Source organism: Geobacillus sp. CX412, from assembly GCF_027942335.1.
In the GTDB taxonomy this organism is placed as follows: domain Bacteria; phylum Bacillota; class Bacilli; order Bacillales; family Anoxybacillaceae; genus Parageobacillus_B; species Parageobacillus_B toebii.
In genome coordinates this window covers 2,982,590-2,995,615 of sequence record NZ_CP103461.1, presented here as the reverse complement: position 1 = coordinate 2,995,615, position 13,026 = coordinate 2,982,590, and the positions used below count along the sequence as shown (strand labels likewise).

Here is a 13,026-nt window from a genome sequence, read left to right as displayed (position 1 = left end):
GCAAGCAACGAAATGATAAAAATGAAATCTAAAGGGGGAACTTATGGTGAGGAAAAAAATATGGATAACATTGCTTGCATTGATGCTTGTATTGTCCATGGCACTAGTTGGCTGTGGAAAATCAGAAAAGACAAGCAGCGGTGAAAAAGGCAAATCATCATCTCAAGACACGCTCGTATATGGACGCGGCGGTGATTCCGTCTCGCTCGATCCAGCTACGGTCACCGATGGCGAATCGTTAAAAGTGACGAAAAACATTTTCGATACACTGCTAGATTATAACGATGGCGATACAACGGTAAAACCGGCGTTAGCGACAAAATGGACGATTTCCGATGATGGATTGACGTACACATTTGAGCTCCGCAAAGGCGTGAAGTTCCATGATGGAACGGATTTCAACGCGGAAGCAGTCGTATTTAACTTCGAGCGTTGGGCGAACGGCAACGCCGAAAAATTCCCGTATTACGGCTCGATGTTTGGCGGCTATAAAAACGATGAAAGCCATGTCATCAAAGAAGTAAAAGCAGTGGACGATTACACGGTTCAATTTGTGTTGAAACGTCCGCAGGCTCCGTTTTTGAAAAACATCGCAATGCCGCCGTTTGCGATTGCCAGCCCGGCAGCGATTAAAAAATCTGGAGACAAATTTGGCGAAAATCCGGTTGGAACTGGTCCATTCGTCTTTAAAGAATGGAAACGAAACGAGCGCATTGTCCTTGAAAAAAATAAAGATTATTGGGAAAAAGGCTATCCAAAGCTTAATCAATTAATCTTTGTTTCGATTCCGGATAACTCTGCTCGCCTAAATGCGCTATTAAAAGGCGAAATTGATTTAATGGAAGATTTGAATCCGAACGATTTGAAACAAATTGAAGGAAATAAAGATTTGCAAGTTTTTAAACGTCCATCGATGAATGTTGGTTACGTCGGATTGACGACGACGAGAGGACCGTTGAAAAACAAATTAGTCCGTCAAGCATTGAACTATGCGGTGGACAAAAAAGCGATCATTGACGCATTTTATGCCGGCCAGGCGGAACCGGCGAAAAACCCGATGCCGCCGAGCATTCCTGGATATAACGATGAAATTCAAGATTATCCGTTTGATTTGAACAAGGCGAAAGAATTACTTGCAAAAGCAGGCTATCCGAACGGTTTTGAAATGGAATTATGGGCAATGCCAGTGCCTCGTCCATATATGCCGGATGGCAAAAAAATAGCGGAAGCACTTCAAGAAAATTTCGCGAAAATTGGTGTAAAAGCGAAAATTGTTACGTATGAATGGGCAACGTATTTAGAAAAAGCAGCAAAAGGGGAAGCAGATGCGTTCTTGCTTGGTTGGACAGGAGATAACGGTGACGCGGACAACTTCTTGTACGCGCTGCTCGACAAGGACAGCATCGGCAGCAACAACTATACGTATTACTCAAATGACGAGCTTCATAAAATTCTAGTCGAAGCGCAAACGATCAGCGATGAAAATAAACGGAATGACCTTTACAAAAAAGCGCAAGAAATTATCAAAGAGGATGCACCATGGATTCCGCTCGTCCACTCGACGCCACTGCTTGCAGGGAAAGCAAACATTAAAGGCTATAACCCGCATCCGACCGGTTCGGATAAATTTACAAAAGTTGAATTCGAATAACAACGTGTGGAGGGGGAGGAGTGCATCCTTCCCTCTTTTTTCATGATCGGTGAAAGGAGTGACAGAAGTGCTTTCTTATACAGTAAGAAGAATATTAATGGTCATTCCTGTATTATTAGGGATGTCTCTTGTCGTTTTTTTCATGATTCGCGCGATTCCGGGCAACCCTGCTCAAGTCATTTTAGGGCAAAAGGCAACGAAAGAAGCGGTTGCCGCATTAACCCATGAGCTCGGATTAGATCAGCCGTGGTATGTTCAGTACATCAAATATTTAGGCGGATTGCTGAGAGGAGATTTAGGAGAATCCATTCGAACAGGAGCGGCCATATCAGAAGAAATTTGGCCATATTTAGCGGCGACCTTAGAACTTTCATTAGCGGCAATGATCATCGCCGTTGTGATCGGGGTGAATGCAGGAATCATTAGTGCTTGGTTTCAAAATTCGTGGTTTGACTACATCGCGATGGTATTAGCTTTAATTGGTGTCTCCATGCCGATTTTCTGGCTTGGGCTGATGGAACAATGGGTGTTTGCGATTCAATTAGATTGGCTGCCGACATCGGGACGCGAAGAAGTACGAAATCCAATTGAACCGATTACCCATTTATATTAATTGATACGCTCCTAGCAGGGAATACTGAGCAATTTATGCAAGTCGTGCAGCACTTAATTTTGCCAAGCGTAGCGCTAGCGACGATTCCGATGGCGATCATTGCCCGGATTACGCGTTCAAGCATGCTCGAAGTGATGAAATCCGATTATATTCGTACGGCAAGAGCAAAAGGATTAAGCATGTTTTGGGTCGTGTACAAGCATTCGTTAAAAAATGCCATTATTCCTGTATTGACGGTAATAGGTTTACAGACAGGCTTATTGCTAGGTGGCGCGATTTTAACGGAAACGATTTTCAGCTGGCCAGGCATCGGCCGCTACATTTACGATGCGATTGGATACCGTGACTATCCGGTTATTCAATCTGGGATTTTAGTAATCGCAACGATTTTTATTTTCATTAATTTAATTGTAGACCTTCTATATGCAGCGATTGATCCGCGCATTAAATATAACTAATTAAAGGGGGAAAGCGGATATGGCGGAACTAGCCCGTAATCAAACGCCGATTCACGCTGTGGAAGAAAAGGAAGAATCTGCTTCCCTGTGGAAAGAAGGATGGCGCAGATTTCGGAAAAATAAAATGGCCCTTGTCGGATTGGGAATTGTTGTCTTTTTTATCTTGCTGGCGATTTTTGCTCCACTGCTTGCGCCTTATGACTTTAAAGAACAAAATTTAGCAGAGCGGCTGCAGCCGCCTTCATCCAAACATTTATTTGGAACAGACGATTTTGGCAGAGATATTTTCTCACGTGTCATTTACGGGCAAGAATCTCGCTATGGGTCGGATTTTTCTCCGTGCTCGGCTCCGTTATTGTCGGCTCGATGCTTGGCATTATTGCAGGATATTACGGGCGCTGGATTGATGGAATTATTTCGCGCTTGTTTGATATTATGCTTGCGTTTCCAAGTATTTTGCTTGCCATTGGGATTGTCGCGGTGCTTGGACCTTCCTTGCAAAATGCGCTGATTGCGATTGCGGTGATTAATATCCCGAACTTCGGACGATTGATTCGCTCGCGTGTATTAAGCATTAAACAAGAAGAATACGTGATGGCGGCAAAAGCAATTGGGATGAGCGATATGCGCATTTTGTTCCATCATATTTTGCCAAACAGTATGGCACCGATTATCGTGCAAGGCACACTGGCGATTGCTACTGCGATTATCGAAGCGGCCGCCCTCGGATTTCTCGGATTGGGGGCACAGCCTCCGAATCCAGAATGGGGGAAAATGTTAGCGGATTCGAAAGACTTTTTGACACAAGCACCATGGACGATGATTTTTCCAGGGCTTGCGATTATGTTAACCGTGCTTGGTTTTAACTTGATGGGCGACGGATTGCGCGATGCGTTGGATCCGCGCATGAAAAACTAATAAAAGAAGGCTATCTCTTTTAGCGGAGATAGCCTTTTTTAGTGACTAGCTAAATTTTTTACTAAGGCAGCATCATGATGATAATGTTGGAAGCTGTCAATCAATTTATCAAGATGTTCTAATTGTTCGCTATAATCGATAATCGCTCCTATTAATGAAAAGAGGTAATATTCGTTTTTTTGCTGGTGATGTGCGTAAAATGCTTCAATTAAACGTGTTCTTTCTTGATAGGTTTCCATCGCTGTTTCTGTACGAGGATGACATTTTGTTTTACCAATAAACTTTAGCAATATTTGTTCATGGTAATGAAGCAGACTGTCTAGTTGTGAGCGGATGGCTTGCTGCAACTCAAGCGGCATGTGGTACAACTCGTTTTCAAAACGATGAAGAATTTTTAATGTATCGAGCGCTCTGTTTGCGACTACGATCATTTGCCGATATAGCACAAGTTTTCGTGATTTTTGAAAACGATTTTTTCGCGAGTACGTGCGCTCTTCTTTATACATTAAGTAAAGATGCTCGAGTTTTGTCATATCTTCTTTCATTTTTTCAATGTCTTCTTTTAAAATATGGTGCTCGGACGCATGCCTTATATGGATGCGAATCCATTTTAAAATATTTTCCGTGTTTTCATTAATTTGTGCATATAGCCTTTTTTCATATTTTGGAGGAAGAAAAATTAAGTTGACGATAAAGGCAGCGAATACCCCGAGCATAATGGTGGAAAACCGGATAACGGCAAATTTGATAAACTCTCTGTCAGTATATTCCATAATCGCGATAACGGTAACTAATGCTACCGATATCGTTGACTCGAGGCGCATTTTTAAGCAAAGAGCGATAACGATCATGAGCGTAAGGCCGATAATGAACGGGTCACGTCCGAACAAAAGAACAGCAATAATGGCAAATGCAGCGCCAATGATATTGGCTTGGACTTGTTCAATCAATGATAAATAGGAACGGTAAATCGTCGGCTGCATTGCAAAAACTGCGGAAATTCCCGCAAATACAGGAGAGGGAAAGTGTAATAGGGATGCTAGAAAAAGCGCTAATGTAACGGCGATTCCCGTTTTGAAAATGCGGGCACCGAGCTTCATTGTATGTTCAAACCTTTCCTCCTTAGTTCTTATAAACAATTTAGTACTATACACGCTTTTATATATGATATCAAGTGGAAAATATACATGAAATGTTTTTTAAATGACGAAGGGAAACGTATGATGCTTGCTAACTGGGTGTTTAAAATCTCCTCTGTGCAAATAGAGGTGCGAAAAAACAAATGAAAAGATAAAAGGCTACATATACAGTTTAGCATGTATAAACACAGGTGGTAAAAAAATAGATATGACGATTTTCGGTCTAGGTGATTATATGAGGCGGTTAATAACAAAATTCCTGTTCAAAAAGTTACCGAGTATGTCAGAATAAAAAGGAGTATCCCGCTAGTTGTGGGATACTCTTTTCATCATTCTGTTGAAACGGAAGGATCGGCTTGTTCTTTTGTCGGAATCACCTGGAAGAAATGGTTTTCCGGTTTTTCAAGAAGCGGCTGTAATGATTGCGATTCTTCGTGCTGACCGTGTTCTTTTAATAGTTCAATGTATTTCGATAACAATTCTTGTACATCCGATTTTCCACGTTCGTTCAGTGGCTCGAGGCGTACTTGCGCTCCTTTTGCGATGCGGCGTTCCAATGCCGCCTTTGTTAACCCCATTTCCGGTTGGTGGCGCAAGTAGACGACTCCACCTGTCATTCCGGCGCAAATCCATGGACCTGGGTCGCCAAGAACAATGCCGCGTCCATTTGTCATATATTCGAAGGCAAATCCTTTAATGTTCGCACGTGTGCCGATATTTCCATGTTCTTTTTCCGGAATTGGCGTTGTCACTTGGCCGCCGATGATCATATCCGCACCAGACAGACGAATGCCAGCGCGTGCGTCCGCGTTTCCTTGCACGATGAACAAACCTTTTTGCGCCCCGTATCCGAAGCCTTTGCCAACGGAGCCGTTATAAAATTTTCCGTCTTTTCCCTTTGCTTTCAAAATGAAAATGCTGCCGCCAAATGCGGTTTTTCCAACGCCGTCCTGTCCGCCGCCGTCGACATGGATATGGATGCCGTGAGTGTTGTAAGCGCCGAGCCCGTTTCCAGGAATCGAGCCGTTTTTGTAGCGCAATGTGACATCTGGCAACTTTTTGTACGATCCGTCGAGACGACCGCGCACGCGGTGGCAAGAAACACGGCTGCCGAGAACGCGCTGTTCGGACGTGACGGTCGTAAATTCACGGGAACGATGCAAATCTTCCACATAGTAATCGAGATATTCCGCCCCAGCAGCAACGAGCAATGATGGTTCCTCTGCGCTTGCCGCTGCTTCTTTTTGCGCCATTTGCTCCACTTCAAGCACTTCAAGCAAGTTTGATAGATTCAATTGCTCTAGTCCTCTTGTTTGCTCTAATAAGTCAGAGCGGCCGACGATATCTTGCAGGCGAGTAAATCCAAGAGAAGCTGTTAATGCTTTTAATTCGTTTCCAAACGAGGTGAATAAGTTGACTAATCCTTGCACTGCCGTCTCGAATTGCCGCGGAACAAAACGGCGCAATCCGTGTTCTTTTGCTTGCGCAACCGATTCGATTTGAGTGGCGATTCCGACATGGCACGTATCTAAATGACAGCCGCGGCACGTCGTACAGCCGATCGCAATCATCGATAGCGTACCAAAGCCGATGCGGTTGGCCCCCAGCAACATCACTTTGAGAACGTCAAGTGCGCTTTTAATGCCGCCGTCCGCCCAAATTTCGACTTTGTTTCGCAAACCGGCTTCAAGAAGGGCGTTATGAGCGGCCTTTACCCCGATTTCCACCGGAAGGCCGACATGTTGCAGCGCATGGATGCGCGCCGCTCCGGTTCCGCCATCGAAACCGCTTAGTGTAATAATGTCCGCTCCCGCTTTGGCGATGCCGACTGCAATCGTCCCGATGTTTGGCACGACCGGCACTTTGACGGCGACTTTTGCTTTGTCGTTTGCCGTTTTTAATTCAGCGATCATTTGTGCCAAGTCTTCAATCGAATAAATATCATGGTTATTCGATGGAGAAATTAAGTCCGAACCGATGGTTGCGTTACGCGCTTCGGCGATTTTTGCCGTTACTTTTGACCCCGGCAAGTGGCCTCCTTCACCTGGTTTTGCTCCTTGGCCGATTTTAATTTCCAATAGATTCGAAGAGTTTAACAGTTCCGCGTTCACTCCAAAACGGCCTGATGCAATCTGCTGGCCGCGAGTACGCGGGTATTTGCCGAGCATATCTTTAATTTCGCCGCCTTCGCCGTTTAAGCTGACCATGTTCAAGCGGTCTGCCGCTTCCGCATAAGCGCGGAACGCCACTTCGTTTTGCGAACCGAACGACATCGAAGCAATGACGAACGGCAGGCTATGTTCGCCGACGCTAATATCGACTTTTTCGACAGGAACTTGTTTTTCCGTTTTCTTTATATCTAACAAATGGCGAATCGTTGTCGGTGTTTCGGTTTCGAGCTCGTTCATTTTTTCTCGATAGTTATCATATGATCCTGTTTGGGCGACCTCTCCAATCGCCTTCCAAATGCGAGGGAAGAGGTGGTACGTTTTTCCCGGCTTGGCGTTTTCGTTGGCGTAGTCTTCGGCACGGGCGATTGCGTCTTGTTTCAGTGCTTCGAAATCGTATTTCAACGAGTCAGAGCCAAAGAAGTTGACAATGTTTAATACATCGGCGATTTCATCATGCAGGCCAATCGATGAGAAGAGGCGGCTGTATCCGCGCAATTCGTGAATGCCAATCGTTGAAATCACTTTTTCTAATCCTTTATTGAGCGCTTTAAATAGGTTGGCAACAGGTGCAGTCGACTCTTCCGACGCAACCGTCGCAAACATGAGATAAGGGCTGATCGCGTTTGCTCCTAATCCATAGGCGACGACAAAATCATGAAGGGAGCGAATCGCGCCGGAACGAAGCAAAATGGAACAATCGCGGCGCAAGTCTTGTTTTGTTAACGATTGATCGATGGCCGATGTGATGAGCAACGGGTCAATCCATAAGTTTCCGTTTTGATGTGCTTCTGCATCATCAATGACGAGCAAGGTCTTGCCGGAACGAACCGCTTCACATGCTTCGTTAGAAAGACGCTCTAGCGCCTGCGGAATGGTTTCTTCCGCCGTAAATGTCGCCGACAGGATGTGCGCTAATTGTTTTTCTCGGAACGAATGAACAATTTGGTCGTACGAAGGATGATGTAATTCTGTCGCGCAGTCGTTTCCGATTTTTCCTTCGATGAGAATCGGCGAGCTGAGCTCGATAACATATGACGTTTCTGTTTTATCTACAAGAGATGGCCGTTTTCCAATGACAGTTCTTGTTGAAAAATGTTCCATTTCACGGTCGCGGTCAATGGCTGGATTGGTGACGACGGCGACGCTTTCTTTAATGAAATCTGCGAGATTTTTCCGATTCGGATTAATAGCCGCAAGCGGCGCGTCATGACCTAACGAGCGAATCGGCTCCGCACCTTTTTCCGCCATTTGTTCTAAAAGTTGAATATGTTCTCTGTCCCAGCCGAACGCGGCATATTGACCGTTATGCACTTTTGTCGGCACAAAAGTAAATACGTGATTTTCCAGTTTCGGAACATCGAGACGTTTTCGGAAGTTAGTAATGTCAAACCGTTTCGAAAAACGGGCATATACTTCTTCCTGAAACTGTTCGTATTCCAACACTTGAATGACGCCGCCGAACCATGTTAAGCCAATTTTTTCCCCTGGTGCGAGCGGCTTTGGTTCTCCCGTATATTCGCTTGCCGGAATGATTCCTGGTTCTGACGCAAAAACAAATCGTTTTTCCGTTTCTAATTTCCAAAGTGGGCGTAATCCGAGCGCGTCGACGCTGAAGACCGCTTCGTCCTCGTAGCGGGAGATAATTGCTGCCGGCCCTTGGGCGAAATGCCCCCATGATTCACGGATGTACGTATACAAGTCTTGGAGGTGCTCTGGATACGCTTTAATTTCATTCACGATAGGCGGGAACAATATATCCATCGCTTCAAATAAGCTATAATCATAACGGCAGATAAGCGTTTCCAACGTACGGCTTAAATCTTGGGAGTCACTGCCGTCATTTGTCAATGGGACACCAATCATCACTGCTTCGTCACGCAGCTTTGCAATTGTGTTGATTTCGCCGTTATGAGCTAACACGCTAAACGGTTGGACACGAAAAAAGTTAGAAAGTGTATTCGTCGAGTAACGGTTATGTCCTAACGTCATGGTCGATGCGATAAACGGATGTGCCAAGTCATGATAGTATTTTGGCAAAATATCTCCGGCTCCCATCACTTTATACACAACGTGAAAATTGTTTAAAGAGGCAACATGAACATTTTCATCTTTCTCGATTTCAATCATTAGATCAAATAATCGTTTTGTAAGCTGCGCATTGTCGCTTGGCAATAAGGCGACTTGCCAAAATACCGGTTCTTGCCGAAGCGCGATTGGGCCTAACGCACTGGAGGAGGTCACACGGTCAGATTCAAAAATCAATAAGAAACCTGTTTTTTTGAATAACTGTTTGATCTTCGTTTTTATATGGTCTACATCAGCAGAACGATCGATGAAAAGATGGCCGACGGTAAAACTTTCGTCGTTTGCTATTTCTGGATTTTGACCGACGTTTGCGAGTTTTTCCATCCAAAGTTTTCTTGGAATATCCATATGAATGCCGACGCCGTCTCCCTCGCCATTAATAAATCCGGCGCGGTGATTCATTTTGACAAGCGCGTCAATACATGTCATAATGTTTTCTCGGGTTGGAATACGTTGTTTTTCGATAGCGGCGACAATGCCGCAAGCATCATGTTCTACTTGATGAAAGTTTTTAAAATGGTTAGGGTTCCAACGTTGTCTCATAACGTAAGCGGCGCTAAAGCGGGAACGTTCCTGCTTTTCGCCATTCACCTCCCGTGTTGAATAAACATAAGCGGCAATTTTGATCTTAATTTTCAGAATTTATAACCTATAATATCATGATTGCATATCCAAATCAATTATTTATTCATTTTCTTGGATAATTATATTCATCATATTTTATGTTTTTTGCAAACGTTTTCGACAACTTAACAATAATCCCAGGAGGGGATTCCTCCTGGGATTATTGCATAATTATTCATTTTTTAATTGTTTAAATGCATTTTCCACCGCTTTGAGCGTATATTCCACGTCTTCTTCGGTATGAGCAAGCGTAACAAACCATGCTTCATATTTGGAAGGAGCGAGGTTGATGCCTTGCTTTAACATAAGCTTAAAGAACTTCGCAAACATTTCTCCATCGCTTCGTTGGGCTTGTTCATAGTTTTCGACTTTTTCTGTTGTGAAGTAGACGGTGAATGCACCTTTCAAACGATTGATTGTTATAGGAATGCCGTATTTGTTTGCGTGAAGAAGTATGCCTTCTTCCAGCATCGCGCCGAGCTTGTCAAGATATTCGTACACGCCGTCTTGCTTGAGCACTTCAAGACAGGCGATACCGGCAAGAATCGACGCTGGGTTTCCTGCCATCGTTCCTGCTTGGTATGCCGGACCGAGCGGCGCGACTTGTTCCATAATGTCTTGGCGGCCACCATATGCACCGATTGGCAGACCGCCGCCAATAATTTTTCCAAGCGCGGTTAAATCCGGTTCGATCCCTAATAAATTTTGCGCCCCGCCGTACATAAAGCGGAATGCGGTAATCACTTCATCGTAAATGACGAGGGCTCCCGCTTGATGGGCAATTTCATTGATTGCCTCTAAAAAGCCTGGTTTTGGTGTAACGATCCCGAAGTTTCCGACGATTGGTTCCACAAGCACAGCGGCAACTTGGTCTCCCATACGTCCATCGCTTGTTTAAACGAGTCGACATCATTGTACGGCACAGTGATTACTTCTTGGGCGATGCTTTTTGGCACACCTGCGGAATCTGGAGTTCCTAACGTTGATGGACCGGAGCCGGCAGCGACAAGGACAAGATCGGAATGTCCGTGATAACAGCCGGCAAATTTGACAATTTTATCACGGCCCGTATAAGCGCGCGCCACGCGAATCGTGGTCATGACCGCTTCCGTTCCTGAATTGACAAAACGCACTTTTTCTAAAGACGGAATCGCTTCTTTTAACATTTTTGCAAAGGTAATTTCATGCGGCGTGGGTGTGCCGTAAAGGACGCCAGTTTCTGCGGCGCGCTGAATCGCTTTTGTAATGTGTGGATGGGCATGGCCAGCTATAATTGGTCCGTATGCCGCCAAATAGTCGATATATTTATTGCCGTCAACGTCCCAAAAATAAGCGCCTTGCGCGCGTTCCATGACGACCGGCGCTCCGCCGCCGACCGCTTTATATGAGCGGGACGGGCTGTTGACGCCGCCGACGATATGCTGCAATGCTTCTTGATAAAGCTGTTCTGATTTCGTAAATTGCATCGTTCAAATCCTCCTATTATTTCATTGCCGATTTTTATTTTAACATAAAGCATACCATTTGTTTCGGGATGTGACTTCAGATAAACTATTGCCTATGTGGAGGGAGTGTAACATGAACGTCATTGAAGTAGAAAACTTAAGAAAAGAATTTAAATCGTATTCAAGTCGCTCTGGCTTATTCGGAGCGTTTCGCGATTTATTTACACGAAATTATAAAATCATTCGCGCTGTCAACGACATTTCGTTTACTGTAAAGCAAGGTGAAATGGTCGGCTATATTGGGGAAAATGGTGCGGGGAAATCGACAACGATTAAAATGCTGACGGGAATTTTGACGCCGACATCCGGTAAAGTGCTCGTCAACGGCATGAATCCGCATAAAGAGAGGGAAGCGTTCGTTCGAACCATCGGCGTTGTGTTCGGGCAGCGCTCCCAACTTTGGTGGGATATCGCCGTCCAAGAGTCATTTCGACTGTTGAAAAAAGTGTACCGTGTATCGGATCAAGACTACAAAGAACATATGGAACATGTCATTGAAACGCTCGATATCGGTCCTCTGTTGGACAAGCCGGTTCGCAAGCTGTCGCTTGGACAGCGGATGCGCTGTGAGCTGGCCGCTGCGCTTATTCATAACCCGCCGCTTTTATTTTTAGATGAACCGACGATTGGCTTGGATGTGCTTGTAAAACTGAAAATCCGTCAGTTTTTAAAAGAAATTAATGAGAAATACAACACAACCATTTTATTAACGACCCATGATATTTCCGACATCGAAGCGTTATGCGAACGCGTCATTATGTTGGATGAAGGAAAAATCATTTACGATGGCTCACTGCAAAAGCTAAAAGAGAATTGGGGAGAAGGGAAACAAATTCAATTTACGTTCGCAAGCGAAATTACGTTAGATGCTTTAAAGGAATTGACCGATGGTTTGCAAGTAACATGGAAAAAAGGGGAGCAAGCAAACGTCTGGACAGCAAATATAGCGCCATCGCTTCTGCCTGAAGTCATTAGCCGCGTTGTTTCCCGCTATTCGATTCAAGATATGAACATTAATGAAATTTCTACGGAAGAAATTATCCGCAACATCTATGAAGAAGGTGTTGTGCATGGATAAATATATCGAAATGATTCGCATCCGCTTTTTAATGATGCTTGCTTACCGGACGAATTATTACACAGGTATTCTCATTTATGCTATTAACATCGCGGCGTACTATTTTCTTTGGTCGGCGATTTATGGCGGCAAATCGGCGATGCAAGGCATGTCGATGGAGCAAATGACAACGTATGTTGCCATTTCATGGATGGCGCGGGCGTTTTATTTCAATAATATCGACCGTGAAATCGCCATGGAGATTAGAGAAGGAAGAGTGGCGACAGAGCTTATTCGTCCTTACAGTTATCTTGGAATGAAAACGATGCAAGGATTAGGGGAAGGAATCTTTCGTTTGTTGTTTCTTTCGCTTCCGGGAATTTTTTTTGTCGCTTTATTTTTGCCCCTCCGTTTTCCAACCGATGTTCATACATGGATGTTTTTCACATTGTCGATTATGTTTAGTTTTATTATTAATTCGGAGTTGAATTTGCTTGCAGGCATTGTCACGTTTTTTACCCTTAACAATGAAGGGTTATTGCGTGCAAAGCGGTTTGTGGTCGACTTGTTTTCCGGACTTATTTTGCCAATCAGCTTTTATCCGGATTGGGCGCAAGCGGCAATGAAATACTTTCCATTTCAAGGAATTAGCTATATTCCAAGCATGATTGTGACAGAAAGCTTTCAAGGGCAAGAAATCATCCGCGGCCTTTTGTTTCAGTTTGCATGGTGCGTGCTGTTGCTCATCCCGATTCAGCTATTGTGGCGAGCGGCGAAAAAACAGCTTGTCATTCAAGGAGGGTGA

General features: G+C 44.5%; 5 protein-coding genes and 3 pseudogenes. 5 read left to right on the top strand and 3 right to left on the bottom strand.

Annotated elements, in window-relative coordinates; all coding sequences use genetic code 11:
* Positions 1–43 precede the first annotated feature (43 nt).
* From NXM86_RS15670 to nikC, 3 genes and pseudogenes are all read left to right on the top strand, one after another.
* A complete protein-coding gene (locus tag NXM86_RS15670) occupies positions 44–1,651 on the top strand; it encodes an ABC transporter substrate-binding protein (RefSeq protein WP_373467256.1) in 1,608 nt (535 codons plus the stop codon).
* 67 nt (positions 1,652–1,718) lie between these two features.
* Positions 1,719–2,722, top strand: a pseudogene (locus NXM86_RS15665) (ABC transporter permease).
* Between the two features lie 19 nt (positions 2,723–2,741).
* Positions 2,742–3,640, top strand: a pseudogene (gene nikC, locus NXM86_RS15660) (nickel transporter permease).
* Positions 3,641–3,678: 38 nt separating this feature from the next.
* Here nikC and NXM86_RS15655 read toward each other — a convergent pair.
* From NXM86_RS15655 to NXM86_RS15645, 3 genes and pseudogenes are all read right to left on the bottom strand, one after another.
* Positions 3,679–4,740, bottom strand: a complete 1,062-nt coding sequence (locus tag NXM86_RS15655) for an FUSC family protein (RefSeq protein WP_498958255.1) — start codon at positions 4,738–4,740, stop codon at positions 3,679–3,681.
* Positions 4,741–5,108: 368 nt separating this feature from the next.
* Entirely contained in the window at positions 5,109–9,578 is a 4,470-nt protein-coding gene (locus NXM86_RS15650) for a glutamate synthase-related protein (protein WP_498959053.1), read from the bottom strand.
* 252 nt (positions 9,579–9,830) lie between these two features.
* Positions 9,831–11,125 (bottom strand): annotated as a pseudogene (locus tag NXM86_RS15645) (glutamate-1-semialdehyde 2,1-aminomutase).
* A 112-nt stretch (positions 11,126–11,237) separates the two neighbouring features.
* On the opposite strand from NXM86_RS15645, the gene NXM86_RS15640 reads away from it, so the two are divergent.
* Together NXM86_RS15640 and NXM86_RS15635 are read left to right on the top strand one after the other, a co-directional pair.
* Complete coding sequence (locus NXM86_RS15640; protein WP_062754803.1) at positions 11,238–12,242, top strand: ABC transporter ATP-binding protein; 1,005 nt, start codon at positions 11,238–11,240, stop codon at positions 12,240–12,242.
* On the top strand, positions 12,235–13,026 hold the full coding sequence (locus NXM86_RS15635) for an ABC transporter permease (protein WP_081188281.1): 792 nt from the start codon (positions 12,235–12,237) through the stop codon (positions 13,024–13,026). Before NXM86_RS15640 ends, NXM86_RS15635 begins: the two co-directional genes overlap by 8 nt.

Coding starts and splice junctions, on each gene's coding strand:
- NXM86_RS15670 (WP_373467256.1), top strand. CDS start 44: ATGGTGAGGAAAAAAATATGGATAACATTGCTTGCATTGATGCTTGTA.
- NXM86_RS15655 (WP_498958255.1), bottom strand. CDS start 4,740: ATGAAGCTCGGTGCCCGCATTTTCAAAACGGGAATCGCCGTTACATTA.
- NXM86_RS15650 (WP_498959053.1), bottom strand. CDS start 9,578: ATGAGACAACGTTGGAACCCTAACCATTTTAAAAACTTTCATCAAGTA.
- NXM86_RS15640 (WP_062754803.1), top strand. CDS start 11,238: ATGAACGTCATTGAAGTAGAAAACTTAAGAAAAGAATTTAAATCGTAT.
- NXM86_RS15635 (WP_081188281.1), top strand. CDS start 12,235: ATGGATAAATATATCGAAATGATTCGCATCCGCTTTTTAATGATGCTT.